This is a genomic window from Elusimicrobiota bacterium (assembly GCA_016722575.1).
Classification (GTDB): Bacteria; Elusimicrobiota; Elusimicrobia; order FEN-1173; family FEN-1173; genus JADKIY01.
The window spans coordinates 727185-751680 of record JADKIY010000002.1 but is presented as its reverse complement, the minus strand read 5'-3'; the positions used below and the strand labels follow the sequence as shown (position 1 = coordinate 751680).

Annotated in this window: 23 protein-coding genes and 2 tRNA genes; 16 read left to right on the top strand and 9 right to left on the bottom strand. The window is 64.8% G+C overall.

The window, feature by feature from the left end:
- Positions 1-9: 9 nt before the first annotated feature.
- Positions 10-717 carry a flagellar hook-basal body protein gene (locus IPP68_06935; GenBank protein MBL0350090.1) on the bottom strand — a complete coding sequence of 236 codons (708 nt, stop codon included), beginning with the start codon at positions 715-717 and terminating at the stop codon, positions 10-12.
- A gap of 98 nt (positions 718-815) precedes the next feature.
- On the opposite strand from IPP68_06935, the gene IPP68_06930 reads away from it, so the two are divergent.
- On the top strand, positions 816-1178 hold the full coding sequence (locus IPP68_06930; protein MBL0350089.1) for a hypothetical protein: 363 nt from the start codon (positions 816-818) through the stop codon (positions 1176-1178).
- Positions 1179-1182: 4 nt separating this feature from the next.
- Here the strand turns inward: IPP68_06930 and IPP68_06925 are convergent, their stop codons facing one another.
- From IPP68_06925 to IPP68_06915, 3 genes are read right to left on the bottom strand one after another with little or no spacing between them, the layout of a single operon-like run.
- Entirely contained in the window at positions 1183-2565 is a 1383-nt protein-coding gene (locus tag IPP68_06925) for a hypothetical protein (GenBank protein ID MBL0350088.1), read from the bottom strand.
- Positions 2566-2590: 25 nt separating this feature from the next.
- Positions 2591-3484: a HAMP domain-containing histidine kinase gene (locus IPP68_06920; GenBank protein ID MBL0350087.1), complete on the bottom strand. Its 894-nt coding sequence runs from the start codon at positions 3482-3484 to the stop codon at positions 2591-2593.
- 12 nt (positions 3485-3496) lie between these two features.
- Positions 3497-3964, bottom strand: a complete 468-nt coding sequence (locus IPP68_06915; protein MBL0350086.1) for a hypothetical protein — start codon at positions 3962-3964, stop codon at positions 3497-3499.
- Positions 3965-4208: 244 nt separating this feature from the next.
- Between IPP68_06915 and IPP68_06910 the strand changes: the two genes are divergently transcribed.
- The 5 genes from IPP68_06910 (at position 4209) to IPP68_06890 (ending at position 12081) form a co-directional block, all read left to right on the top strand.
- Complete coding sequence (locus tag IPP68_06910; GenBank protein MBL0350085.1) at positions 4209-5480, top strand: response regulator; 1272 nt, start codon at positions 4209-4211, stop codon at positions 5478-5480.
- 118 nt (positions 5481-5598) lie between these two features.
- Complete coding sequence (locus IPP68_06905) at positions 5599-7008, top strand: hypothetical protein (protein ID MBL0350084.1); 1410 nt, start codon at positions 5599-5601, stop codon at positions 7006-7008.
- Positions 7009-7174: 166 nt separating this feature from the next.
- Entirely contained in the window at positions 7175-9631 is a 2457-nt protein-coding gene (gene fliD, locus IPP68_06900; GenBank protein ID MBL0350083.1) for a flagellar filament capping protein FliD, read from the top strand.
- A gap of 2 nt (positions 9632-9633) precedes the next feature.
- The gene (gene fliS / locus IPP68_06895; GenBank protein MBL0350082.1) at positions 9634-10062 is read left to right on the top strand and encodes a flagellar export chaperone FliS; all 429 of its coding nucleotides are present in this window, start codon (positions 9634-9636) and stop codon (positions 10060-10062) included.
- 15 nt (positions 10063-10077) lie between these two features.
- Positions 10078-12081, top strand: a complete 2004-nt coding sequence (locus IPP68_06890; protein ID MBL0350081.1) for a response regulator — start codon at positions 10078-10080, stop codon at positions 12079-12081.
- A gap of 68 nt (positions 12082-12149) precedes the next feature.
- Here the strand turns inward: IPP68_06890 and IPP68_06885 are convergent.
- The 3 genes from IPP68_06885 to IPP68_06875 all read right to left on the bottom strand — a co-directional run bounded on the left by IPP68_06885 (position 12150) and on the right by IPP68_06875 (position 13147).
- Positions 12150-12224 (bottom strand) — tRNA-Glu (locus IPP68_06885).
- 43 nt (positions 12225-12267) lie between these two features.
- The gene (locus IPP68_06880) at positions 12268-12975 is read right to left on the bottom strand and encodes an endonuclease V (GenBank protein MBL0350080.1); all 708 of its coding nucleotides are present in this window, start codon (positions 12973-12975) and stop codon (positions 12268-12270) included.
- Positions 12976-13072: 97 nt separating this feature from the next.
- Positions 13073-13147 (bottom strand) — tRNA-Lys (locus tag IPP68_06875).
- An 86-nt stretch (positions 13148-13233) separates the two neighbouring features.
- On the opposite strand from IPP68_06875, the gene IPP68_06870 reads away from it, so the two are divergent.
- The 4 genes from IPP68_06870 to IPP68_06855 are packed head-to-tail and all read left to right on the top strand — an operon-like array spanning position 13234 to position 15760.
- Positions 13234-13581: a hypothetical protein gene (locus IPP68_06870; GenBank protein ID MBL0350079.1), complete on the top strand. Its 348-nt coding sequence runs from the start codon at positions 13234-13236 to the stop codon at positions 13579-13581.
- The gene (locus tag IPP68_06865) at positions 13574-13969 is read left to right on the top strand and encodes a hypothetical protein (GenBank protein ID MBL0350078.1); all 396 of its coding nucleotides are present in this window, start codon (positions 13574-13576) and stop codon (positions 13967-13969) included. The genes IPP68_06870 and IPP68_06865 overlap by 8 nt, the downstream gene beginning before the upstream one ends.
- A gap of 13 nt (positions 13970-13982) precedes the next feature.
- Positions 13983-14924, top strand: a complete 942-nt coding sequence (gene hpnC / locus IPP68_06860) for a squalene synthase HpnC (protein MBL0350077.1) — start codon at positions 13983-13985, stop codon at positions 14922-14924.
- Positions 14921-15760: a squalene/phytoene synthase family protein gene (locus tag IPP68_06855; GenBank protein MBL0350076.1), complete on the top strand. Its 840-nt coding sequence runs from the start codon at positions 14921-14923 to the stop codon at positions 15758-15760. The genes hpnC and IPP68_06855 overlap by 4 nt, the downstream gene beginning before the upstream one ends.
- 36 nt (positions 15761-15796) lie before the next feature.
- Here the strand turns inward: IPP68_06855 and IPP68_06850 are convergent, their stop codons facing one another.
- Entirely contained in the window at positions 15797-16267 is a 471-nt protein-coding gene (locus tag IPP68_06850) for a type II secretion system protein (protein MBL0350075.1), read from the bottom strand.
- Positions 16268-16370: 103 nt separating this feature from the next.
- On the bottom strand, positions 16371-19124 hold the full coding sequence (locus IPP68_06845) for a valine--tRNA ligase (GenBank protein MBL0350074.1): 2754 nt from the start codon (positions 19122-19124) through the stop codon (positions 16371-16373).
- Between the two features lie 107 nt (positions 19125-19231).
- Here IPP68_06845 and IPP68_06840 point away from each other — a divergent pair, with 107 nt between their 5' ends.
- The 6 genes from IPP68_06840 (at position 19232) to IPP68_06815 (ending at position 24481) form a co-directional block, all read left to right on the top strand.
- Positions 19232-19603: a response regulator gene (locus IPP68_06840; protein ID MBL0350073.1), complete on the top strand. Its 372-nt coding sequence runs from the start codon at positions 19232-19234 to the stop codon at positions 19601-19603.
- A 188-nt stretch (positions 19604-19791) separates the two neighbouring features.
- On the top strand, positions 19792-20856 hold the full coding sequence (gene gap / locus IPP68_06835) for a type I glyceraldehyde-3-phosphate dehydrogenase (GenBank protein MBL0350072.1): 1065 nt from the start codon (positions 19792-19794) through the stop codon (positions 20854-20856).
- A 187-nt stretch (positions 20857-21043) separates the two neighbouring features.
- Positions 21044-21949: an MBL fold metallo-hydrolase gene (locus IPP68_06830; GenBank protein MBL0350071.1), complete on the top strand. Its 906-nt coding sequence runs from the start codon at positions 21044-21046 to the stop codon at positions 21947-21949.
- Positions 21950-21969: 20 nt separating this feature from the next.
- Positions 21970-22581: an RdgB/HAM1 family non-canonical purine NTP pyrophosphatase gene (gene rdgB, locus IPP68_06825; protein ID MBL0350070.1), complete on the top strand. Its 612-nt coding sequence runs from the start codon at positions 21970-21972 to the stop codon at positions 22579-22581.
- Positions 22578-23531, top strand: coding sequence for a hypothetical protein (locus tag IPP68_06820; GenBank protein ID MBL0350069.1), 954 nt, complete (start codon positions 22578-22580; stop codon positions 23529-23531). The genes rdgB and IPP68_06820 overlap by 4 nt, the downstream gene beginning before the upstream one ends.
- Positions 23528-24481, top strand: coding sequence for an NAD-dependent epimerase/dehydratase family protein (locus IPP68_06815; protein ID MBL0350068.1), 954 nt, complete (start codon positions 23528-23530; stop codon positions 24479-24481). The genes IPP68_06820 and IPP68_06815 overlap by 4 nt, the downstream gene beginning before the upstream one ends.
- Positions 24482-24496 lie beyond the last annotated feature (15 nt).

Here is a 24496-nt window from a genome sequence, read left to right as displayed (position 1 = left end):
GGTTCCTCCTTATCGCGCCAATTCCTGAAGGGCCCGGCTCAGGGATTCGTCCTGAATCCGGAAGGCCTTCTGGTTGGCTTCAAACAGCCGCAAGGTGCTCATCATCTCCGCCATCCCCTCGACGGGATTGACCGTGGAGGATTCCAAATAACCTTGCCAGACTTCGCTGGTCCCGCCGACGGCGGGCGTGTCGCCGGCGGCGTAACGGCCCCCGCCCACCCGTTGAAGGGGCGCGTCGGGAGCGAAATGGGTGATTTTAAGCCGGCCCAGGGGAGTGGATCCGGCGGTCAAGGTCCCGTCGCGGCCCACCATCACCGCGCCCGGGGCCTCTGGATCCAGTTTTAAAACGCCGGAGGCCCCTTGCACCGGGTGGCCTTCGGCGTCCACCAAGCGGCCGGCCGCGTCCCATTTAAAGGAGCCATCCCGGGTGTAACGGACGCCTTCCGGGGTTTCCACCGAGAACCAACCGGATCCCTGCAGAGCCAGATCCAGGGGATTGTCGGTTCGCGTTAAGGCGCCCTGGGTGCGTTCCGTGGTGACCACCGGCTTGGGCGCAAGGGTCTCCTGCCCCCGAAGAATTTGACTGAAAAGTTCAAAGCGCACCTGGTCCCTTTTAAAACCGGTGGTGTTTTGGTTGGCCAAATTGTGGGCTTCCACGTCCTGTTGAAGCATGAGGGCGTTCATGGCCTGGGCGTTCGCTTGGATGCCTCGAATCATGGGTTCCTCCTCGTCGTTCCAGATGCAAAAAGCGTGCGAAGCTTTCCCCCGTTTAGTTTCGAGCGCGCCCGCCAATAATTCCCCCGGAGGATACGCCCATGCGATTTGAACTGGTTTCCCTGGAACAATGCCTGCACGTTCAAGCCCGGCTTCTTCGCCGGCTGGTCGCCTTTTCCAAACAAGAGCGGGACGCCCTTCTTCAAAAGGCGGAAGTTCCCGGTTTGGGACCCAAATTGCAGCGGCTTCACCGCCAACTGAGCCAGGCCGAAACGCTGCGGCGGCAAGCCGAAACCCGGGCCCTGGGCGCCGGCGTGGGCACGGCGGACACCCGTCCGGACATCGCCCTCACCCTTTACCGGTGCCGGCGACTTCACGGCCACGTGGAGCTTTTGTCCCGGGAATTGGGCCATTTGCAGGTTCAGATTTCCCAGGCCGTCCGAAACGCCCGCCAAGCCGCCTGAAGGCTCACGGGAGCGCCGCGGATTTCTCCCGCAGACGGGCCGCGACGGCGGGCGCCCAACGGTTCCAGGCGGCGTTCCGGGCGGTGTCCGTCGAGGCGCCGTCGCCCCGCTCCTCCGGAAGGGATTCCCGAAAGACCCACCGGTTTTCCCGAAAATCGTAGAGGCGCGCCGCGCCCGAAAGCCGGACAAAATAGAATTCCGCCGTCGGGTGCTTTTGCCATTTCTCGGCGCAACGCACCTCCAAACCGAAATCGCTTCTCGCGGTCGCGCCGAGAACTTCCCCCGGAAAATTCACCGTGGCTCGGTCGACCGTCCAGGGGAGCGCGCCCAGGACCCGCGTCAATTCCCCGGCCAAGCGCTCCGCCCCGTCGGCGCGTTCGGCGATCACCGAAAACCGCAGGGCGCGGCGGGGGTGGAAAGACGCTTCGCAGGCGGGGCCCGGCGGGGGGGGGAGAAAGTTCAGCTCGTCCCAGTCGGGCTCGACCCGAAGCCGGGGATTGTCGACGAAGGCGTCGAGGGGTACGGACAGAGTCGCCGCGCCCCGGCCGTCGGTTCGGGCCCGAGCGGCGGGGCGACGCGGCCGGTGAGTCCAGAACGCGCGAAGGGGAAAATCGTTGGGCGCCGGCGGGGCCCCGGCGGTGGAGCGCAACCGGATCGGGACGTTCACCGAGGCGCCGTCGCCGTCGTAAGCCCGGCCGGCGTCCCCGCAATCCAACGTCCATTGGCTCAAAAGGGCGTCGGTCCGCCGCTCCAGGGCGCCGACGAAGTCTTGCCCGCTTTCGTCGTCCGATAGGCGGAGCGGAAGGCCGTCCAGGGCCGCTCGGGCGTCCCGACGGGCGCGCCCGTAGGCCCGGAGGGCGTCGGCCGGACGCCCGCCGTCTTCGGCCGTTCGACCGGCTCGGTAGAGGGCCAGGAGCCCTTCTTTCTTCGCTTCGAGGTCGGCGTCGACGGCGGCCGCGTAACGGGCCTTGGAAAGCGCGACCACGGCGGTCAATACGCCGCCTTTGGGCCAATTGAGGAAAATTTCCCGGCGATCCAGCGGCTGCTTCAAGACCAGTTCGGTGTAGGATTCCACCCGGGATTCCAGACGCTCCTCGGTCCGGCCCGCCGACTGGCCCAGGCGGTCGATCACCGACGCGCGCACCGCCACCCGAAGATGCCGGGACAAGTCCGCCAGCGCCCGGTTCTGGGCTTCCTCCCGGGCCGCGCCGCGGTCGCCGTGAATTTCCGCCCAGCCCTCGCCCGTGTGGTAGGCGCCGCTTTCTTTAAGCGCCGTCCATTCCCGGGGGGTCAGTCGGTGGGGGCGCCGTCCGGCGCCCAGGGTGAACACCAAAAGGGCCAGCGCCCCCCGGCGCCAGAATCCAGGGCGCTTGGGGAGGCGGCTCATCGAATCCTCGGGACGGAAAAGGCGGTCAACCGGGAACGGGAAAAAAGAGCGACACGGTGGTTCCCTCGCCCGGCGCGCTGTCCAGCCGCACGGTCCCCCCGTGGAATTCCATGACGCGGCGCGCCAGCGTGAGGCCCAGCCCCCCCGCGCCGGTTTTGGTGGTGAAATAGGGTTGAAAGGCGCGCTCCCGCTCCTCCGCCGACATGCCGCGGCCGTTGTCCGAAAGTCGAACGTTCAGAAATCCAGCGCCGGGAGACCAGCGGGTTTCCAGCAGGACCCGCCCGCCCGCGGGCAGGGCCTCCAGGGCGTTCTGAATCAACCCCTCGAAGGCTTCGGTGAGAGTCGCCGGATCGCCCCAAAAGGCCGGAGGCCCGGGCGCGAATCGACGTTCCAGATGAATGGACCGCGCCTTCAACCGGGGTTCGACGATTTTCAATAGGCGATCAAAAAACAGGCGGGGCACCAGCGGTGTCAATTGAAGGTTCGGGCGTTGCGTCAGGGTCATCAGATCATCCAGGAGACGCACCATTTTGCGGGTGGCGTTTTCGGCCAGGAGAAGGAGCTCCCGGGCCGAGTCCGGGGTGGCGTGGGCCAGTCCCGCGTGCAGGCCGCCGGTCACGACGCACAACTGGTTGCGGAACTGATGAATCATTCCCCGGCCCAAATCGGCCAGGCTTCGTTCCCTCTCCCGGTGGTAGGCCGGAGCGCCGTCGACCGCGTCCGTTCGTTCGGGCGGGGCGACGTTCCTCGGCGCGGCCGAGCTGTCGGGGTCGGACCCCTCGGCGTCGAGCCAAGCTTCCGGGGTGGCTGGAGGCGCGCCCCCGGGAAGTGTCGAAAAAGAGTGGACGGCGAGGCGACGCGTCGATCGCGCCGGGACCCTTCGCGGAGGAGCGTCTTTGTGTTTGACGGGATGCGCCATGGGAAATCTCCTTTAGATTGACGTTCGCCGGGAACGGACCACCGCCCACCCGAGCAGTCCCAGAGCCGGGGCCACGCCGCCGGCCACTCCGGCGGACAGTCGTCGGTGAAAACGGCGGACGCGTTCCGCCCAACGGGGGTGGGAAAAGGACTCGAACACGGAGACCCCGTCCGCCGTGGCGTTAAGACGCACGGCGCGCAGGGTCAATCCGACGCGTTCCCCGGGAACCACCCAACGCCATTGGGCCGAGAGGAGCGTCTCCGGGCGGGTTCGGGTCAAATCGGGCAGGTCGTGGACCCAGGCTTTTTCTTTCAGCAGGTCGCCCACCCGCGCCAGGGCGGCTTGGCGGGCGCCCGCCGCGCTTTGGATCTTGCCGAAGGCGGGGGCCAACCGCTCGTTGAGGGCGGGCGCCAGGGTATCGAAATAAGGGTCGGGTTCGGGGCCTTCCACGCGTTCGATTTCGATGGCGGGACCGGCCAACCCGTTGGACCGGCCAAGTTCGCCGAGCCGACGACAGAGGTCGGCGAGAACGCGTTCCGCGGGAACGGGCGGGGCGGTGGTTTTCAGCCAAACGGCCCCCGCGGTTTCCAGCCCGAGGGCCAGAACGGCGGCGAGGGTAAACCAACCGGGGATCGAGGGCTCATGGTGGCATTGGGGCGGGGTGCAAGAGGCGTGCCACGATCAAGGCCCCCCGGCGCCGGTCGATAATGAACAGGAGGCCCCCATGCAAAAAGTTCTGATCATCGATGACTTCGATCCCTTCCGCGGCATGGCCCGGCGGGTGTTGTCCCGTTTGGGTTACCGGGTGCTGGAGGCGCCGGACGGACGGCAGGGGTTGGAAATTTTCGGGCGGGAACAGCCCGACGTGGTCATCACCGACCTGCGCATGCCCGGGCTGGACGGGTCCCAGGTCCTGGCGGAGATCAAGCAAAAGTCGCCGGAAACCGAAGTCGTGGTATTGACCGGGTTCGCCACGGAGCGGACGGAGCACGACCTCCTTAAGCAAGGCGCGTTCGTTTGCCTGCGCAAGCCCTTTAACCTGGAACAAATCGTCAAAGTCTTGGACCGCATTCGGGAGAAAGGCGGAGTCGGGGATCCCCGGCCCGTGGCCCTGGTTCACGTGGAGGGGGACCGGCGGCGCCTCTTTCTCGATCGGGTCCTCCGCAAAAACGGCCTCGAACCGCGCTTTCCGGAGTCTCCGGAAGAGGCCCGCGATTTGCTCCGATCCGGCGAACTGGATTTTCTGGTTTGGGAAGTGGGAAACGCTTCCCTGGGCGACGCGAAGGCCCTGGTGGAGGCCCGGGAATCCCTGGCGGATTTGGCGGTGGTCCCCCTGTTGGTCGACGCCGGTCCGGACGTCGAAGCCGTTCGGGAGGCCCTGGGCGTGGGGCCGGCCGACTGCCTGAAGGAGCCCCTGGACGAGGAGACTCTTTCGGCCCTCTTTCGGCGGCTTCTGCTCCGGCTCCTGACCCGACGGAACGAGCTCTACAAACAGCAAAAAGCCGCGGCGGTGGGGACCGTCTCCCTTCAGTTCGGCGCCGGCGGCGAGTTGGTGGCGGATTTCCGCGGTCGCGGCCGGCAATTCTTATACACCTTGACCTCCGCCCTCAAGGATTTTCCCTGGCCCTTCATGGTCTTGAACGCCGCCTGGGACGTGGTGTACGTGAGCGACCGCCTAAAAACCCTCTGCGGCTTCGCCCCGGAAAAAATTGATTTGCACCTGTGGGACGCCTTGAAGCGTAAGGGGCTCTCCCTGCCGCCCTTGGACGATCTTTATCGCCAGTTGGCGCGCACCATCCGCCGGGAAACCGCCGGCGCCGACACCGTCCTCTCCCCCGAGGGGGGCGGTTTGGGCCTATTGGCGCTCCGGTCCCTGCCCGAAACCCAGGGCGACGGGGGAGTGGTGGCCCTGCTGTTCCCGGACGCCCCCGGGACCGCGGTCATCGACGTGCGGACGGCCGCGGACCGCCCCGCCCTCCCCCCGCCCCTCCTCTAGTTTTCCGCCCCCGGGTCGATAATCTTTCTGCGGGTCTTTCGGGATCCGCGCGCCGTCCTTCGGGCCGACGCGGCCGGGAAAGGAATCCCGGCAACCTCACACACGGAAGGAGCTAATCATGCGCATCGCCAACAACGTTTCCGCCCTGAACTCGTGGCGGCAACTGTCTCGAAACCACGCCATGTTCGACAGCAGCTTGGAGAAACTGTCCAGCGGTCTCCGCATCAATAAAGCCGGGGACGACCCGGCCGGACTGGTGTTGTCCGAGCAACTGCGGGCCCAGATCACCGGTCTCAAACAAGCCGTCCGCAACACGCAGGACGCCGCCTCGATGATTCAAACCGGGGAAGGCGCCATGCAGGAAATGCATTCCATCTTGAACGAAATCCGGTCCTTGGTCCTGCACGCCAAGAACTCGGGCGTCGTGGACTCGACGGCCATCGCGGCCGACCAGTCCCAGGTGGACGAGGCCGTCGCGGCCTTGAACAAAATCGCCAACAACACCACCTTCGGCGGAAAAAACCTGCTCAACGGGTCCCTGTCCAACCGCGGCGTCGTGTTGAACGCGACCGCGATCTCTTCGGTCACGGCGGGCACTTCCGCCCCGGCCGGGACGAACTTGGTGACCTTCGCCGTCGGGACCGCCGCCACCCAGGGCGTTCTGACGGGCGACGTGGACTTGGTGGGCGGCACCGCCCCCGGCGGGACCGTGAACGTGAACGGCGCGGACATCACCATCACCGCGGGTTCCGACCAAGCGGCCGTCATCAGCCAGTTGAACGCGGGCTTCGCCTCCAACGGGTTGAGCCTGACCGCCGTGGCGAGCGGTAACTTCGTCGCCGTGCGGCACAACAACTACGGGTCGGCTTACAGCGTTTCGATCAACGACGCCTCCAGCAACCTGTTCGGCGCGGGCGGTTTCAGCACCGACGCCGGCAGCGACATCGCCGGAACGATCAACGGCCAAGGGGCGACCGGCAGCGGTTTGACCCTCACCGCCAACACCGGTACGGCCTACGCGGGCACCGCGGTCGCGGTCACCACGGCGGGCAACGCCGTCGCGACTTACGCGAACGCGTTCTCGGTGGAAGCGGGCGGGTTGACCTTCCAGGTCGGCTCCGAAGCGTCCGACACCGTGACGACCAGCATCACCGACGTGCGCGCCTCGTCTCTGGGCACCACGGCCGGCGGCGCCGCGGGGCTGAACTCGATCATCGCCGGAGCGGCGAACGCCCTGGCGACGGATCCCACCACGGCCCTGGCCATTGTGGACGAAGCCATCTCCGACGTCTCCACGGCCCGCGCGCAGTTGGGGTCCATCCAGAAATACACGTTGGAAACGAAAATCAACAGCCTCAACGTGGCTCTGGAAAACGTAACGGCCTCGGAATCCCGGGTCCGCGACGTGGACATGGCGAGCGAAATGGCGAGCTACACGAAGTGGCAGATCCTGGTTCAATCCGCCACGGCCATGTTGGCCCAAGCCAACCAATCGCCGCAAAGCGTCCTGTCCCTGCTCCAACGGTAATAAACGCCCACGGGCGGCCGGTCCCCGCGAATCCCGCGGGGGCCGGCCCGCGCCGGCGGGTTTTCCCCATTTCCCGGCTCGGCGGCCCGCCGCGGATCGCGCGGCGGGCCCCGGGACGGCCGGGGCCGAACGGCGGCCCCACGACCCAGGAGAGAACAAACGACCTATGACGCAAATCAACGGAATCGTTTCGGGCCTCGACACCGCCTCCATCGTCAGCCAATTGCGCGCCCTGGCCCTCCGGCCGGTCCAACAGTTGGAAGCCCGCCAAGCGGCTCTTCAAAGCCGGTCCAGCGCCTGGGACGCCTTTTCGGCCAAGTTCATGGACTTGCGCGCCGCGGCCCAAACCGTCGTGCAGCAATTGGACAAACGTCCCGCGCTGGTCACCACCAGCGACTACACCTTGTTGGGGGTGCAGGTCACCGGCTCCCCGGAGGTGGGGAGCCACACGATCCGTGTGCAGGCCCTGGCCCGGGGCCAGGAAAGCCTTTCCCAATCTTTCGCGGCGGTGGACACGCCGGTGGTGGGCGCGGGCACCCTTCGTCTGCGCGCGGGCATCGGCGCGGACGACCACGACGTGAACGGGGCCACCCGTCTTTCGGCCTTGAACAACGGCGCCGGCGTGACGCCGGGAACGATCCGCATCACGGACCGCAGCGGCGCCTCCGCCGTGATCGACTTGTCCGGGGACGTGACCCTTCAAGAGGTCTTGGACGATATTTCCGGGAGCGCCGGGGTTCGCGTGACCGCGCGGTTGAACGAAAACGGCAACGGGCTCTTGATTCAAGACGACACCGGTTCGACCAACGGCGCCCTCAAAATCGAAGACGTGACCGGGACGGCGGCCGCGGGGTTGGGCGTCGCCACCGGCGCCGCCGGCGTGACGGCCAACCGGGTGGTCGGAACGGACTTGGATCCGGTCTACGCCGTGGCCATCGATTCGGCCCACAACACCTTGACCCAAATCCGGGACGCCATCAACGCCTTGAACGGCCCGTTTTCCGCTTCGATCGTGAACGACGGAACCGCCGGGACCCCGTACCGCCTGGCGCTGGTCAGCAAAAGCACGGGGGCGACGGGCCGGGTCGACCTGTCCTCGACGGCCGACCCGGTTGTCAACGAATTGGTCGGCACGGGGGACGGGACTTCCGGGCAGGCGTTGGGGGATTTTAAATTGGCCGGAGGGCCCCTGGCCGCCGCGTCGGACGTGACGGCGTTGACCGTGAACGGCTCGTCCTTTGACGTCCGGGCTCTCGGGGGGAAAACCGGCGTCGGGTCCGAAGCCGAAATCGACCCCGCCACGGGGAAAATTCAGTTTTTCGTGGACGGCGTGGCCGCGAACGTCACCGGCGAAATCCGAGCCTCCTACGCGCCGAAGGCCCTGAGCTTCACCACCGCGCAAAGCGCCCAGGACGCCCAGATTCAAGTGGGCACGACGTCGCCCCAAACATTCACGAGCCGCACCAATCTGTTCAACCAGGCCCTGCCCGGGTTGACGATGAATTTGTTGTCGGCCAACCCCGACAAGACGGTCGAGGTGATCGTCCAGCCCAACGTCAACGCGGCCGGGGACGCGGTGAAGAAATACATCGACGCCTTTAACGCCATCGTGACGGCGGTGAACGCCCAAAACACCTACGACACGGAGAAAAGCCAAAAAGGCGGACCGTTGTTCGGCGACGCCCTCCTGTCCACCGCGATGAGCCAAGTGGCCCAATCGGTGACGGCGGCGGTCGACGGCTTGCCCGCCTCGGCCAATTCCATTTTCCAGGTCGGCGTCAAAGCCGGAACCCGGGGCACCCTGGAAGTCGACGCGGCCGCCCTTCAGGACGCGCTGACCAACCGCTACGACGACGTCCGCAACGTGTTTCTCCGCACGACCAACGCGGCCCGGGGCGCGACCGTTTCGGCGACAAGCACCGCCGCGGGGTACGACGCCGCCGACGCGGTGAACGGCGAAACGTCCTCCACCGCTTTCGGTCCCGGCGCGGGGGAAGGGTGGATGGACGACACCCCCGGGGTTTTCCCCGACGCCATGACCTTTCGTTTTTCCTCGGCGCGGACGCTGGTCAAAGCGGTGGTCCGCACGGTGGACGGGCCCGGCCAAACGGCGGCCACCACCGGCATTCGGGATTACGATCTGCAGGCGCTCCGGCAGGGCGGCGACCCGGCCGTGGAGGCCGATTGGCTGACCCTGACCTCGGTGCGGAACAACACCCAGGGGGTTCGGACGCACCTGTTTACGGCGGTCGCGGAACGATTGCGCCTTAAAATCCTCGCGACCAACGCGGCCGACGGCCGCTCGCGGGTGGTCGAATTGGAAGCCCACGAATCCTCGGGATCGGCCTCGCGCACGGGCGCCCTGATCGACCACCTCACCGATTCGACCACCGGGTTGTTCGCCCAGGCCCACGCGCAAACGAAGGATCAAATCACCCAAATCGGGGACCGCATCGACGCGGCCAACGCCCGGGTCGACCGGGACATGGCCCGCCTGGAAAAACAGTTCCAGCAGATGGAAAAAGCCTTGTCGCAATTGCAGGGGATGAGCCAGTCGTTGAACGCCCTCTTGGGGATCGCCACGACCTCGTCCGCGTCGTCGCTCAAAACCTCGTCCAACTGACCATGAAAAACGCCCAGAAAACCTATTGGAGTTCCGACATCGAGACGGCGTCGCCGGCCAAGCTGGTGCTGGCGCTGTACGACGGGGGTCTGGCGGCCCTCCGGCGGGCTTCGTCGGACATCGCGGCCCACCGGTTGGCCGAGGCCCATCGGCAAATCGTCAAAACCCAGGACATTCTGGGGGAGCTCGCGGGGACGCTGGATTTTAAATCGGGCGGGGAGGTCGCCCAGAATTTGTTCCACCTCTACGACTTCATGATCACGCAACTGGTCCGGGCGAATTTGGCCAAGGACCCGGCCCTGCTCGACCAGGTGGGCGGGGTGTTGCGGGTGCTTCGGGACGGCTGGGAGGAGGGCGTCGTTCGCGGCGCGGCGCCGCCCCCGAAGGGCCCCCTTGTCGATCCCTTGGCCGCTCGCGGGGTCGGCCGTTAACCCGGCGGAAACGCCATGGGCGGAAATCCCCCCGAGCCGATCCGCCTCGCCCTCGCCGGTTTTTTAAACGGCGATCTCGCCCGCGTGCGGGCCATGCTTTCGGAGCAGGGACTCCCCGGCGAGGCGGCCGTCCCGGTGGACGGCCCCGCTCTCCTGGAAGGGTTGACCCGAGACACCGTGGATCTTCTGCTCGTGGACGACGGCCCCGGCCGGTTCACGCCCGAGGCGGCCCTCCGGTTGATCCGGGAAACGGGCCAAACGCTTCCCGTCCTGGTTTGGGCCGAGAACCTGTCCGAAGTCCGCGCCGTTTCGCTCCTTCGCGGCGGCGCGGGAGACGCTTTTTCCTGGGCCCAAAAGGGCCGGCTGGGCCCCCGCGTCCAAGCGTTGGTTCGGGACGCGCGGAATCACCGACGGCGGGCCCGGGCCGAAGCCCTCCTCGAATCGACCCTTCAACGGCAGGACCTCCTGATGCGCTCGATTCCCACCGTGTCCTTCGGCGCCCGGGCGGGGGATTTGGTCCGAACTTGGGTGGCGGGCCACGTCGAGAAACTGACGGGGTACCCCGTCGACAAATTCATCGGCGACAGCGAATTTTGGTATTCCCGCCTCCACCCGGACAACCGGGAATCGGCCCGGCTGGCCCGTTTGTCGCTTCGGGAAAAGGGGTCCATGCGGATGGAATACCGGTGGATGCACGCCGACGGCCGCTATCGCTGGTTTCTGGAGCAAGCCTCGATTGTGCGGGGCGTGAAAGATCCCGGGGAGGTGGTCGGCACCTGGACCGACGTCTCGGACCGAAAAACGCTGGAGGAACAGTTTTTGCAGGCCCAAAAAATGGAACCTCTGGGGCGCCTGGCCGGGGGAATGGTTCACGATTTGAACAATTTATTGACGGTGGTGACGGGCTACTGCGAGATGATCCTCACGGATTTCAAAGAAGGCGCGCCCCTGCGGGAGGAGCTGGATCAAATCAACGGCTGCGCCCGCCGGGCGACCCAATTGGTCGGCCGCTTGCTGGCCTTCAGCCATCGCCAATCCGATCCCCCGCGATTGGTGGACCCCAACGCCTTGATCCAGGATCTGCAAAAAATGCTCTCGCGTCTGATCGGGGACGACATCACCCTGGTCACGGCCCTGGAGCCCGGGGTCGGCCGAATCCGGGTGGACGCCGGGCAAATGGAGCAAATCCTTCTGAACCTGGCCGTCAACGCCCGGGACGCCATGCCGAGCGGCGGCCAGCTCACCATCGAAACCGCCGCCGTTCCCCAAATGCCGGGGCCGCTTCACGCCAAAACAAACATCGGCCCCTGCGTTCTCATCGCGGTTCGAGACACGGGGGTCGGCATGGATCGGGAAACCCAGCGACGGCTCTTTGAGCCTTTTTTTACCACCAAGCCGCGAGGGCAGGGAACGGGATTGGGTTTGTCCACCGTTCGGGCCCTGGTGGAACGGTCCGGCGGGCATATCGAGGTGGTGAGCCATCTGGGGTTGGGAACGGGAATCCAAATGCATTTCCCGGCGGTGTGGGAATCCGCCGTCGACGCGCCCGTCGCGGCCGAAGCCATCGAAATGGGGCCGGCGGGAACCGAGACCATCTTACTGGTCGAGGACGACGAATCGGTCCGGTCCCTGGCGCACCGGCTTTTGTCCCGCCTGGGGTACCACGTTCTGGTGGCGAAGGACCCGGGCGAGGCCATCATTGTTGCGGAGACCACGCCGCGGCCCATTCAGCTTTTGTTGTCCGATTTGATCATGCCCCAGATGCGGGGGTCCCAATTGGCGGAACGGTTGGCCAAAGTCCGTCCGGATCTCAAAATCTTGTTCATGTCGGCCCACCGGGACCACGAGCCCCAGCGGAAGGATTTCCCGGCCCTGGACCACCCGCTGCTTCTCAAACCCTTTCGGCCGGCGGAATTGGCCCAACGGGTTCGGGAATTGTTGGACGGGGGAACGCCCCGGGCCGGGGGTCCGTCTCATTCGGCGGACTCGAGCCCGGCCGCGGTCAAGCCCGCGGCCTAGCCGCGCGGACCCTTTGAAGCAAAAAGACCCACCCCCGAAGCGGAGGCGAGTCTTTTCGCGTATGCCATTGGTGTCCCCAAGGGGATTTGAACCCCTGCTACGGCCTTGAAAGGGCCGTGACCTAACCGCTAGTCGATGGGGACACCCATGGCACTCAACAGCTTGAAGAACCGGCCCGGAGGGCCGCTATTTCCCTTTTTTCAATGCGGCGATGAATTCCTTCGCCTTGCCCCGTTTGGCCGCTTTTGAAAGTCCGTCGGCGACCCGGATCGGTCGTGGAACCCGTTGCCCGTCAAAGCTGGCCGTGGCCAACCGGAGGGCGGTCTTGTAATCGATTCCGTGTCCGGGGGAAACAAAAATGGGTTCGGCGTTGACCCGGGAGCGCACCGCGTACCCCACCAAGCGGCCTTCGAACACCAGGTCCGACGCCGCCCCCTCATCGGGGCCCGGTTCTTTGAACGTTCCCACCAGGCGGGACTTGGCCAACCCCACCGTCGCTTTGTCGAGGACCAAGCCCAGGTGGGAGGCGACTCCCAGCCGCCGGGGGTGCGCCACGCCCTGCCCGTCGAAGAAAATCACGTCCGGTTCGCGGCGAAGGCGAAGGAGGGCGTCGATCAACAAAGGCCCTTCGCGAAAACTGAGCAAGCCCGGCACGTAGGGGAATTTGATCGGCCCGCGAACCACCGCGGTTTCCAAAACGTCAAACCCCGGAAAGGCGAACAGCACGGCCGCCGCGTGGCCAAGGGTTTTGCTCTCCATGGCGATGTCCACGGCGGCGACGGTGCGTACGTCGCCGACGGTGTTTTCCAAATCGACCCGCTGGGCCAGCTCTTCCTGAATGCCCCGGGCCTGGTCGATTGGTACGTTCCAAGGGTGCAGACTTTGCGGTTTCAAATCCGGGTCTTTCCGCCCCCTGTCCAGGGGCGTTCCCGCTGGATCGGCGGCGGGAGCGCCTTGCCAGACCGGCGGACACGCCGTCCGGTCCTCCAAATGGTGGGTCCGGAGGGATTTGAACCCTCGGCCTCTCGCTTAAAAGGCGAATGCTCTACCCCTGAGCTACGGACCCTTTCGGGTTCTCTTCCCGAGGGGCGGATTGTAGCAGTTTTGCGTGCGGAGACAAATCCATCGACGACTGGAGAAACCCCGCGATTCATGATAAAATGGGTCAAGATGACCGTCGCCGACCGATTCCTATATAATACGGCCCTGCACCCCAAAGGGCCCCAGGCCCTTCCCACCTTCGCCATTCGCGAAGGTCGGGTTTTCACCACGGTGCATCATTCGGACGGGGCCGACCCCGAACCGTGGTACGAGGTCCGGGACGACCGGATGTATCCCACGGACCACCATCCCCAGCGCGCGCCGAAACACCGGCCGTGGTACTCGATACGGGGAAACAACGTTTTTGCCGATGAGGGGCACCCTCACGGCGCCCAGGCCGACGCTTGGTTCGAGCTCCGGGATCAACCGGGGTCTCGCGGAGGAATCGCCCATGGATAAAAAAGAGCCCAACGACGGCAAAGACCCCAAACGGAAACATTTGCCCAAATTGACCAAGAAAAAGCTCGACCACTTCCTGGCGTCCATCTGCGAAGCGGCGGGGATGACGGGCAAAACCCCCAAAAAACCCCTTTCCAAGGGCGGGCTCGCTTGCAAGGGCCCCTGCGAGAAATCCCAATGGCGCGCCCACCTGGACATCCCCTCGGGCATGCTCTGCGTGTCGGCCGACTGGTCCAAAAACCGCGGGGCCGAAAAGCACCGGGACGTCACCATCGCCATCACCTATTTGGACGAGCGCGGGAAGACGCAATATTCCGAAATGATCTTCTGCGATTCCGAAGTGCGTTGGCTCATGGAAACGCTCTGGCACGCGCCCATTTGGGAATAGACGCTCCGCCGCGATGAAACCCCCCGTCCTCTCCCGGGGTTCCCCCGGGACGACGGGAACACCCCCCCGCCCCATGACGCTCCCCCCGTCGGCCGCCGCGCCGGCTTCTCCCCCGGTTCGGGACGCCTACGCCCACTGCCGCCGCCTGGCCAAATCCCATTACGAAAACTTTCCCGTGGCGTCCCGGTGGATCCCCGCCGAATTGCGGGACCCGGTGGCCGCCGTGTACGCCTTCGCCCGCACGGCGGACGATTTCGCCGATGAGCCGGGGCCCTCGGACGCGGAGCGGCTGGCCCTATTGGCCGATTGGCGGCGACGGCTTCACGCGCCCTCTCCCGAAGGGCACCCGGTCTTCACGGCCCTGGCCGACGCCCGCCGTCGCTTTGACCTTCCCCCGGACCCCTTCGACCGTTTGATCACCGCCTTCGAGCGGGACGTTTCCGTTCGCCGCCACCCCACCTTTGAGGATGTGCTTGTCTATTGCCGCCATTCCGCCAACCCCGTGGGGGAACTGGTCCTTCGCCTCCACCGGGCCTGGACCCCGGAGCGGGGACGATGGTCCGACGCGATTTGCACCGCCCTGCAACTGGCCAATTTTTGGCAGGATGTGTCCGTGGACGCTTTGAAAGATCGGATTTATTTTCCCCTGGAAGATCTTCGGGCGGCGGGCGTGACGGAGGACGCGGTTCTTCGCGGCCCCGCCTCGCCGGCCCTTCGGCAATTGGTGGAACAGCAGGTCCGTCGGACCTGGGATTTCTTCAACGAAGGCCGCCCCCTGCTCGCGGACGCCCCCCGGGGGCTCCGCCGGGAATTGCGCCTGGTGTGGCTGGGGGGGACGGCCATCCTTCAAAAAATAGAGCGTCAACGTTTCGACCCCTGGAGCGCCCGGCCGTCCTTGTCCCTGTGGGACTGGGTCCGATTGGGCGTTCGCTGGTGGCGGGGGGAACCCCGGTGAGCGGGGCGCTCTCGGTTTACCGAAAAAGCAATTTCGCTCCGGCCTTTTGGTGCCTGGCCCCCCGGCGGCGCCGGGCCCTTTCGGCGGTTTACGCCTTCGCCCGGGCCGTGGACGACGCCGTGGACGAAGTGGGCATCGAAGGGAAAAACCCGGCCGAAGCCCAACGGATTTTAAACGCCTGGCGGGAGGCCCTCCGGTCGGACGCCGCGCCCCCCGGCATCGACGGGTCGCTGTGGCCTTACCTCCGGGAGGCCCTGGCCGATTTTCGGGTGGACCGTCGGCATTTGTTGGAGTTGGTGGACGGGGTTGAACGGGATTTGACGCAAACCCGCTACGCCAACGCGGGCGAAGTCGACGATTACTGCTTCGGCGTGGCGGGAACGGTGGGCCTGGCCTGCCTGCCGATTTTCGGCTTGGACGTGGAAGAGCACCGGGATTTCGCCGTGGCTCTGGGACGGGCCGTCCAGTGGGTCAATATTTTGCGGGACGTCAAAACCGACGCCCTGCGGGGGCGGATCTACCTCCCCCGGGAAGATTTAACTCGATTCGGCGTGGGCGAGGAGGAAATCACCGGCTTGGTTCACAGCGGTCGTTTCCGGGATTTGCTGGCTTTTGAGGCGGATCGGGCGACGGCGTATTTCGAAGAGGCCGAGCGCCTATTGCCGCCGGAGAGCCGCAGCCCCGCCCGTCCCGCCCGGGTCATGGGCCGGCTCTACCGTCGGTTGTTGGATAAAATGCGGGCGGGAGAGTTCCGCGTTTTTGCCGAGCGGCCCCGGCTGTCGTTTTTTGAAAAAATCGGCTGCTTGGTGTCTTCCGGTAAGAGGGTGGCCATTTGAGGGGCAAAGGGCCTCGCGACTAAATGGAAATCAATTTTAATACTGGGTCCATGTCGTGCCTCTTGAGTCGGTGTGCAAGCAGTTGACCCACAACCTTCCGTTGTTTTGATCAAAAACCCACGCCACCACGGCGGGATGGAAGAGGGGGGCATAACTTTGGGAAAAATCGCTCACCCCTCCGGGAGCGTGTTCGGCGTGTGTGTGCGATGCAAAACCGTCGTGCCTTTTTGGAATTTCGATGGAGGGGATTTCATCAATATACTTTCCTAAAAGGCAGGTCATTTCGGAATGCGCGAAATTGTTCGGATATCCCCCCTCCGTGTCCGCGTAATACAAAGAGATAGCGCTTCGATACGTTCCCAATTTTCCATGGGTGGCGGCTTCCCGCGCTTTGGTGACAAGCGCGGAAAACTTGGGGATGGCGATCGCGGCTAAAAGGCCAATGATCGCCACGACGAGCATCAGCTCAATCAATGTAAAGCCTTGACGGTCAAGTTTTTTCCCCAAACATAAGGGTAGGTCCAGTCGGGGCTTAAATCAATGGGAAAACGGGAGTAATCCCGTCGACGAGGCGCCGATCGGGCCAACGCGCCCGATCGGCCCGGCGGGGCTAGGAGGCCAGTTCGGCCAGGTGGCCGTGCACACGCGCCCGCTTGGCGGCGCTTTCCGCCATTCGGGCTCGAACTTCCTCCACCTTGTCGGCGGGGGCGCGGGAAATAAAATCGGGGTTTTCCAGCCGTTCCTGGAGCCGCGCCAGGTCCGCTTCCAGGGCGGCCTTTTCCTTCTCCAGCCGTTCCTTTTCTTTTCCGAAATCGATCAGCCCTTCCAACGGAATATACATTTCAAAGTCGGCCGCCACGGCGGAGGCCGATTGGGGCGGCCGCGCGCAGGGACCGCTTTCCACCAATTTCCATTCGCCGATTTTGGCCAGGTGCCGCAAATACCCCCCGAAGCGGGTGAGCGTGTCCCGGGTGGCGGCCGAGGCCCCGGTGGCGTTGACCACCAAGGCGATGGGTTTCCCCGGCGGCACGTTCATTTCAGACCGGATGGTGCGCAGGCCGGTCACCGCGCCTTGGATCAGGTCCATGGCCCGACGGTCCTCGGCGGAGGCCGGGGCGTCGCCGGCGACGGTTTTTTCCACCGCGATCATCAGGGATTCCGCCGGTTTTTCGCCCAGGGTATCGTTCAAGGCCTGCCAGAGTTCCTCCGTGACGAAGGGCATGACGGGGTGGAGCGCCCGGAGGATCCCGTCCAGGATCTCGGCGAGGGTCTGCCGGGCGGCCCGGGCCGAAGGCCCGTCGGTCCCCTGGGTTCGGGGTTTGGCCAATTCGATATACCAATCGCAGAAATCGTTCCAGAAAAATGCGTAGAGCGTGCGGGCCGCCTGGGCCGGGTCGAACTGGTCGAAGAAACGATCCGCCTCGGCCGCCGCCAGGCGGAACCGGTCGGCGATCCAGCGGTCGGCCAAGTCGCGTTGATCCCAGGGGAGGTCGATGTTTCGATGCCCCTGGAGGTTCATCAGGACAAACCGGCTGGCGTTCCACACCTTGTTGGCGAAGTTGCGCGCGCCCACGAAACTGTCGTCCGAAAGCTGCATGTCCCGGCCGGGGGAGGCCTGGGCCACCAGGGCGAAGCGCAGGGCGTCGGTGCCAAATTTCTTCATGATGTCCAGGGGGTCGATGACGTTGTTGAGGGACTTGGACATTTTCCGTCCCTGCTTGTCCCGGACGATGCCGTGGATGAAGACGTCTTTGTAGGGGATGTCGTTCCGCAGGGCCAGGCCCATCATGACCATGCGGGCCACCCAGAGGTAAAGAATTTCGTGCCCCGTGGCCAGAACCGCCGTGGGATAAAAGTATTTTAAGTCCTCGGTGTCTTCGGGCCAGCCCAGGGTGGTCAGGGGCCAGAGGCCCGAGGAGAACCAGGTGTCCAGCACGTCCGGGTCTTGGAGAAGGTCGCGGCCTCCGCAGTCGGGGCAGGCGGTCAAGGGCGCGGCCGAGGCCATGGGCCGCTTGGCCGAAGCCCGCAGAAGGGATTTGGTAATTTCCGAAGACAGGGATTTGTCTTCCCGGATGCGCCGCATTTGTTCGTCGGAATAATCGCCGCAGGACAGGCAGTACCACACCGGCACCTGGTGCCCCCACCAAATCTGGCGGGACACGCACCAGTCCCGATTGGCGTGAAGCCAGGCGAGGTAGGGTTTGGCCCAGGATTCGGGGTGAATCCGAACCCGGCCCTCCTCGGTGGCGCGGGCCGCCCGTTCGGCCATGTCCGCGGTTTTAAGGAACCACTGGCTGGACTCCAAAGGTTCGATGGACGTGGCGCAACGGTAGCACACGGCCACCGCGTGGCGGTGATCCTCCACCTTCACCAAAAGGCCTTTGGCGTCCAGGTCCGCCACCACCTTTTCCCGGGCGTCCTTGACCGAGAGCCCGGCGTAGCGCCCCGCCCGAACCGTCATTTTTCCGTCGTAGCCGATGACCTGCTCGTGGGGAAGTTTGTGCCGCTGGCCGATTTCGAAGTCGGTGGCGTCGTGGGCGGGGGTCACTTTGACGGCCCCGGTGCCGAAGGCGGAATCGATGGCGTCGTCGCCCACGATGGGAATCACACGGCTCACCAGAGGGAGAAGCAGTTCTTTTCCGATCAAAGCGGCGTAGCGTTCGTCTTTCGGGTGGACCGCCACCGCGGTGTCCCCCAAAAGGGTTTCGGGCCGGGTGGTGGCCACCACCACGCCGTCCCCTCCGGAGGCGAAGGGGTAGCGAATGTGCCAAAGCTGGCCGGCCCGGTCCTCGTGTTCCACTTCGATGTCCGATAGGGCGGTGGCGCAACGGGGGCACCAATTGACGAGCCGCACGCCCTGGTAGATCAGACCCTGTTCGAAAAACGTGACGAAGGCCTTGGCCACGGCCTTGGAGCTGACCTCGTCCATGGTGAAGCGGGCGCGGGACCAGTCCAGGGAACAGCCCAGCTTCCGGAGTTGGTGCAAAATGGTGTCGCCGGATTCCTTCCGCCAGGCCCACATGCGCTCCAGAAAGGCGGGGCGGCCCAGGTCGTGGCGGCTCTTGCCCTCTTTTTTGAGCATTTTTTCGACGACGTTTTGGGTGGCGATGCCGCCGTGGTCCGTTCCGGGGATCCAAAGGGCGTTGTCGCCTTTCATCCGGCGACGGCGGACCAGAACGTCCTGCAGCGTGTTGTTCAGGGCGTGCCCCATGTGCAGGGACCCGGTCACGTTGGGGGGGGGAATGACGACGGTGTACGGTTTTTTGGCCGGGTCCGGGCGGGCGGCAAAGTAGCCGCGGCTTTCCCAGAAGGCGTACCACTTGTTTTCGGTGGCGTCGGGGGTGTAGACGGTCGGGAGTTCCATAACGAAGGGGCTGATTCTACTAAATTCGGCGCGGGTTTCGATCCGCCCCGCGGGCGTTGACGGCGCTCGGGGCAAGGTCTATAATCCCGACGAAAGAGAGGCCCCTCATGGCGCGCATTCTGGTGGTGGAAGACGACAACAACCTGCGGGAGTATTTTCGGTTCGTGTTGGAGAATTCCGGCCACCAGGTTTCCGCGGTGGGGGACGGACAGGCGGGCGTGGACGCCTGCGCCGCCGAGCTTCCCGACTTGGTGATCCTGGACGTGATGATTCCCGAAATCAACGGCTACGAGGTTTGCCACCGGATAAAATCCGACGACAAAACCAAGAAAGCGAAGGTCCTGATGGTCACGGCCAAAACCTTCGCCGCGGACCGCTTGGAAGCCAAAAACGCCGGCGCCGACGGATTCCTCGCGAAACCGGTGGCGCCCCTGGACCTTCTCGAGACGGTCAAAACCCTTCTGAATCCCCCGTCGTAACAAGGGCGGCAGCGCCCCGCTCCAGCGGGCCCTTGGATCCGAATCCCCGCCGACCGGTTGACCCCCGGGGGCGGCTGTGGTAAAATGAGTTTTCTCCCCGAAAGCTCTCCCCGACTCGAAGCCTCAAGCGGTTGAGCGGGCCGTTCCCACGGCCGGGGTCGTCTTTTCACTACCTTAAGGAGGAAGTTATGGCGGTTAAAATTGCAATCAATGGATTTGGGCGCATCGGGCGTCTGGTGTTCCGCGCGCTGGTGGAGCAGGGCCTGTTGGGCAAGCAGTTGGACGTGGTGGCCGTGGGCGATATCGTGCCCGCCGACAACCTCGCCTACCTTTTGAAGTACGACTCCACCCAGGGTCGTTTCCACGGCACCGTGGGCTCCAAGAAATCCTCCCCCGACAAGGTCGAAGACGACGTCTTGATCGTGAACGGCCACGACATCCGCGTCGTGAGCGCGAAAGACCCCTCCGGCCTTCCCTGGAAGGATCTGGGCGTGGAATTGGTCATTGAATCCACCGGCCTTTTCACCGACGCCGAAAAAGCCAAGGGCCACCTGGCCGCGGGCGCCAAGAAGGTCATCATCTCCGCCCCCGCCAAAAACGAAGACTTGACCGTCGTCATGGGCGTCAACGAGAACAAATACGACGCGGCCAAGCACCACATCATCTCCAACGCCTCCTGCACCACGAACTGCCTGGCGCCCCTCGTGCACGTGCTATTGAAAGAGGGCTTCGGCATTGAAGAAGGCCTCATGACGACCGTGCACTCCTACACCGCCACCCAGAAGACGGTGGACGGCCCCTCCAAGAAAGACTGGAAGGGCGGCCGCACCGCGGCCCAGAACATCATTCCGTCGACCACCGGCGCCGCCAAGGCCGTCGCCCTGGTGTGCCCGGAAGTCAAGGGCAAACTGACCGGCATGGCCTTCCGCGTTCCCACGCCGACGGTCTCCGTCGTCGATCTAACGGTCAAGACGACCAAGGACACGAGCTACGCCGAAATCAGCGCGGCCATGAAGAAGGCCAGCGAGACGTACCTCAAGGGCGTTTTGGAAGTGACCTCGGACGAAGTCGTCAGCTCGGACTTCATCCACTCGTCCTCCTCCTCGATCTTCGACCAAGGCTCGGGCATCGAGCTCAACAAGCGCTTCTTTAAGCTCGTGAGCTGGTACGATAACGAGTGGGGCTATTCCAACCGGGTCGTTGATCTGGTCAAATTCATCGTGAACAAGATGGCGCCGGTGGCCGCCCGCTAACGCGGACGCCCGGTTCCTTTTTCCGGCCCCCTTCCCCGTCCGCGGGGAAGGGGGTTTTTTTGTCGGCGGCCGGGGGTCGAAGGGCGTATTTCGAAAAACCTTGAAAATCGACCGTGTTTGATCAATAATGGCTTTGCGGATCGGACGGGCCACGGCAACGGCGCCCTGGGAGGATTCGCCCGACACCATGAAAATCACTTTTTGGGGCACCCGCGGTTCCATCGCCACCCCCGGCCCGGACACCGTCCGCTACGGCGGCAACACGGCTTGTGTGGAATTTTCCGACGACAAGAATCTCGTCGTGTTCGACGTGGGCACCGGCCTTCGGTTGTTGGGCGAGGATTTGTGCCGGCGGATTCCCGCGGGCAAGATCAACGCCCACCTTTTCATCAGCCACTTCCACTTCGACCACATCATCGGGTTCCCCTTTTTCCGTCCCCTCTACACCCCGGGCAACTCCTTCACCCTGTACGGGTGCGAAGGTACTGGGCGAAAACTGGAAAATATTTTCGTCGGCCAGCTGAGCCCGGAATATTTCCCCGTCAGCCTCTCCGAGATTCCCGCCAAAATCAATTTTGTGCAGCTGACCACTCGCCCCCAAACGTTGAACGGCTGGACCATCACCCCCGCCTACGTCAATCATCCGGGGTTGGCGTTGGGATACCGGGTCGACAACGGGAAAAGCCGCGCGGTGTACATGACGGACAACGAGCCGTTCCGCTACCTCCTCCGCCAGCAGGCGAAGAAGACCCCCATTTACGACGACCTCGACCGGGGCGAAGTGGAATTGGAACGCGAAGATCTCATGCTGGTGGATTTCCTTGAGGGCGCCGACGTCCTGATCCACGACGCCCAGTACACCATCGAGGAATACCGGACCAAGACCGGTTGGGGCCACAGCTTTTACGATTTCGCCGTCGAAATGGCCCTTCGGGGAAAAGTCAAAAAGTTGATCCTCTTCCACCACGATCCCCTCCGCACCGACAAAGACCTGGACCTTCAGGTACAGCGGGCCCGGTCCATCGTGGCCCAACGGGGCGCCGTGTTGGAGATCGAAGCGGCCTTCGAAGGGCTTGAAATCGAGCTTCCGTAGTCCCGCCGTCCCTTACCGCCATGCCCCGCCCCGCCGTCGTCATCGCCACGCACAACAAACACAAACTGATCGAGATCCAAAAAATATTGAAGAGCCGGAGGTTTCGCGTTCGGGGGTTGGACGATTTTCCGCCCCCCTACACCGTCCGCGAAACGGGCAAAACCCTGGAGGCCAACGCCCTGCTCAAGGCGCGCAAGGCCGCCCGGGTCACCGGATGCCTGTCTTTGTCCGACGACACGGGCCTTGAAGTCGCGGCCCTGGGCGGCCGCCCGGGCGTCTATTCGGCCCGCTTCGCGGGGCCCGGCTGTTCCTTCGACGACAACAACCGAAAATTGCTTCGATTGCTTCGCGGCGTTCCCCGGGCGAAGCGGCGCGCCGTTTTTCGAACGGTGGTCGCCGCGGTTTTCCCGGACGGGCGGGAAAAACTTTTCGACGGCCGGTGCATCGGTTGGATCACCGACACCGTCCAGGGCGAGCACGGGTTCGGGTACGACCCCGTTTTCGCCCCCGGCCGCTCCCGCCGCACCTTCGCCGAAATTCCTCTCGCGCAAAAAAATCGCGTCAGCCACCGCGCCCGGGCCTTTCAAAAGGCCCGCTCCTTCCTGCTCAAAACCTTCCGCCGCGCCCGATGATGGCGTACGCGGTCCGCCTGTTGGACGCCTTCGCCCAGGCGCACTGGGTCGGGGCGTCCCGCTTCCTTCGGGCCGCCGCCGTCTTGTCCCTGCTTCTGGCCGCCCTCGGGCCTTTTCTTCGCCCGGGCGTTCGATGGGTCGTTCGCCGGTGGCCCTGGTGGCGTTGCGGCAAGTGCGGGCGGTTGAACCGCCGAAGCCATAAAGTGTGCGACAAATGCCTGGCCGGGCTCTCCGACGCGGTCCTTCGACCGCCGCCGGTGCCCCGCCCCGGGACCTTTTACCGATGGGGGCTTCGCCCCTGGCGCTGGACGTGGGCGATCGCTTTTTACCCGCTGGCGTTTGTCGCGGTCGCCGTGACGGGGATTTTCGGACGGGACCACCGGGCGCTCGAACTGTCCGCGGCCTCGTTGTTTCTGGGGTTCGGCGTGGGGGCCCACGCCGCCGGCGCCGCGGCCCTCGGGCCCTGGACGGCTTTCGTGGAGCTTCGATTCCTGCGTTTCCTTTGGTCCTTTTTCCTGGCGGGGTTGTCGGCCGCGGCGCTGTTTCTGTGGTTGATGTCGCCCCTGGCGGCGCTCCCCGGCAACCGGACCTTCGCGGTGTCGCCGTCGGGCGGGTTGCGGTTTGTCGGCTCGGCCCGGGAAGAGATACGATTGTCCCGGGATCCCTTGACCGGCGGCGTCCTTGTGCCGGTGGCGGGCGCGGTGTTGCGCTGGCCGGCCTTCGGCATTGAACGCTGGGCGGTGACTCGGATCGCCGGATCGGCGACGTCCCCGGGCCCGGTGCGGTGGCTCGCCCGGCGCCTCGCCACCCCGGTTCGCGGCGGTTGGGTGTCGCCCTTCGCCGCGCGGGTTCAAGAGGTCACGCTCGCCCTGAACGTCCCGCCCCCCGGGGCCTACGACGTGGCGCAAAACGAGCGGACGGGGGAATTAACGGTGAAAGCGCGCAAATGAAAAAAATTCTGGTCACCGGCGCCGCCGGTTTCATCGGGGCTTGGACGGCCAAAGCCCTCCGCGAACGAGGCCACCACGTGGTGGGCGTGGACAATTTCTCGCCCTACTACGACGTCGGCCTCAAACGCGCCCGCGTGCGGGCCCTCCTGCCGGGCGTCGAGATCGTCGAAGCCGACATCGCCGACCGCCGGTCGCTGGAGCCGGTTTTTGCCCGCCATCGCTTTGATCAAATTTGCCATTTGGCGGCCCAAGCCGGCGTTCGCCATTCCCTCCAAGATCCGTATGCCTACGAGAGCGCCAACGGATTGGGCACCCTCAATCTGCTGGAATTCGCCCGGCACGGCGGGTTGCCGACGTTTGTTTTCGCCTCGTCCTCCTCCGTTTACGGCGGAAACAAAAAGATCCCTTTTTCCGTGGACGACCCGGTGGAACGGCCGGTGTCCCTGTACGCGGCCACCAAACGGTCCAACGAGCTGACGGCCCACGCCTATCATCACCTCTTCGGCTTGCGTTGCACCGCCCTTCGGTTTTTCACCGTCTACGGCCCCTGGGGACGGCCCGACATGGCGCTCTTCGGGTTCACCAAGAACATCCTGGAGGGGAAACCCATCGACGTGTACAACCACGGCGCCATGCAACGGGATTTCACCTACATCACCGACATCGTCGACGGGGTGGTGGCCGCTTTGGATCGGGAAAACGGCTACGAGATTTTTAATCTGGGCCATTCCGAGCCCGTGGAACTCACGCGCTTCATCGAATTGATCGAGAAGGCGGTGGGCCGCCCGGCCAAAAAGAACCTGTTGCCGCTTCAGCCGGGCGACGTCCCCGCCACCTGGGCCGACATCGCAAAATCCACGGAGCGCTTGGGCTTTCGACCCCGGGTTTCCATTGAGGAGGGCGTCCGCCAATTCGTGGATTGGTATCGGTCCTACTACAAAGTCTCCTAGGTTTTACAAATACGT